Source organism: Halolamina salina (assembly GCF_042678005.1).
GTDB lineage: Archaea > Halobacteriota > Halobacteria > Halobacteriales > Haloferacaceae > Halolamina > Halolamina salina.
Genome location: NZ_JBHUDH010000031.1, coordinates 1 through 1,891, shown reverse-complemented (window position 1 = coordinate 1,891; position 1,891 = coordinate 1). Strand labels below are relative to the sequence as shown.

General features: G+C 70.2%; 1 protein-coding gene and 1 pseudogene. One reads left to right on the top strand and one right to left on the bottom strand.

What is annotated here, in order from left to right; genetic code table 11:
- Positions 1-247: 247 nt before the first annotated feature.
- Complete coding sequence (gene ilvA / locus ACFR9S_RS03825; protein WP_379732648.1) at positions 248-1,459, top strand: threonine ammonia-lyase; 1,212 nt, start codon at positions 248-250, stop codon at positions 1,457-1,459.
- On the opposite strand, the pseudogene ACFR9S_RS03820 reads toward ilvA, so the two are convergent.
- A pseudogene (locus ACFR9S_RS03820) lies at positions 1,456-1,891 on the bottom strand (hypothetical protein); the annotation flags it as partial. The gene ilvA and the pseudogene ACFR9S_RS03820 sit on opposite strands and share 4 nt — an antisense overlap.

The window sequence follows — 1,891 nt, the reverse complement described above, 5'->3', positions numbered from 1 at the left end:
GACGACCGCGACGCGTTCGCCGACCGCGTCCGCGAGTACGTCCGCCGACACGACGTTCGCGTCCGCCCCCAGTGACGGCAGCCGTCGGCTGGCCGACGTACGACGGGCGTTTTCACTTTCACCGCGGTCGGGGTAGCCTTATGCCGGGGGCTACCCAAGGAGTGAGTGCACGCAGGTGACGCGTGCGTTTCCCCCTTTCCCCTTCGCATCGAAACGCCTTAGCGCCAGCCGTGGGACCGTCGAGGGTATGCTCTCGCTCGCCGATATCGAGGCGGCACGCGACCGCGTCGACGAGGTCGCACGGACGACGCCGTTGGAGTACTCCCACAGCTTCTCCCGGATGACCGGCGCGGACGTGCGGCTGAAACTCGAGAACTTCCAGCGCACCGGCTCGTTCAAGATCCGCGGCGCGGCCAACCGGATCGCGACCCTCTCGGAGGCGGAGAAGGCGGCCGGGGTGATCACCGCCAGCGCCGGCAACCACGCACAGGGCGTCGCGCTCGCGGCGACCCGGGCGGGCGTCGACGCCAAGATCGTGATGCCCGAGCACGCGCCGATCGCGAAAGTCGACGCCACCGAGAGCTACGGCGGCGAGGTGATCCTCTTCGGCGCCGACTACAACGACGCACAGGCCCGCGCCCACGAGATCGAGGAACTCGAGGACCGGACGTACGTCCACGCGTTCGACGACGAGTACGTGATGGCCGGCCAGGGGACGCTCGGTCTCGAGATCGCCGAGCAGTGTCCCGACGCCGACACCGTGGTCGTCCCGATCGGCGGCGGCGGACTCATCTCCGGGGTCGTGACGGCGCTGAAGGCCACGCTCGACGACGTGCGCGTGATCGGCGTGCAGGCGGAGGGCGCCTCCAGCGTCGCCCGATCGCTGGAGAAAGGCGAGCGCCACGAACTCGACGCCGTCGACACGATCGCCGACGGGATCGCCACCCGCTCGGTCGGCGAGCGGCCGTGGGAGATCATCCGGGAGCGCGTCGACGAGGTGGTGACCGTCTCGGACAACGAGATCGCGCTGGCGCTGACGTACCTGCTCGAACGCTCGAAGACGCTGGTCGAGGGCGCCGGCGCGGTGGCGCTGGCGGCGGTGTTGAGCGAGGCGTTCGCGTACGAGGAGGACGAGACGATTGTCCCGGCGCTCTGTGGCGGCAACATCGACCTCAACGACCTCACGACCGTCGTCGTCCGGGGGCTGGTCCAGATGGGTCGGTACGTCAAGATCCGGACCGAACTCAAGGACAACCCCGGCTCGCTGGAACGCCTGGTGGAGATCATCGCCGAGCACAACGCCAACATCTACGGCATCCAGCACGACCGCACCTCCCGCGACGTGGCGATGAACGCCGCGGAGGTGGTGCTGGATCTGGAGACCCACGGCCACGACCACGTCGACGAACTGCTCGCCGCGCTCGAAGCCCGCGGCTACGAGACCGAGACGCTGGTCTAAGCGCGCTCGATCTCGTACTCGACGGTGAGGAACGGCCGCCCGAGCAGCCACATCTCGTGGGTCGCGCGGAGCCGTGGCTCGTCCCCGTCCTCCGCGGGCCACACCTCGAACCGTTGGCCCCCCGGCACTGCGAACGGGCCGACGGGCGTCCGGAGGAACAGCCCCGGATCGCCTGATCCCTCGGTCGTGAGGCGGATGCCGGTGCCGCCGTCGACTCCCTCGCCGAGGTGCTCCGGGCGCAACACGGTGTCGACGCCGCCGCCGGGCACCGGGACGGAGATGTTCGCGAAGCCGTTGCCGTCGCGGTGGTGGGTCGCGTAGAGGGCGACGAACACCGCGTCGCCGCTCTCGGGGTCGGTCCGGACCCACGCCCGCACGTCCTCGCGGGCCGGCTCGGCGGGGGCGTCGTCGATCGCGACCGAGCCGGGTTTC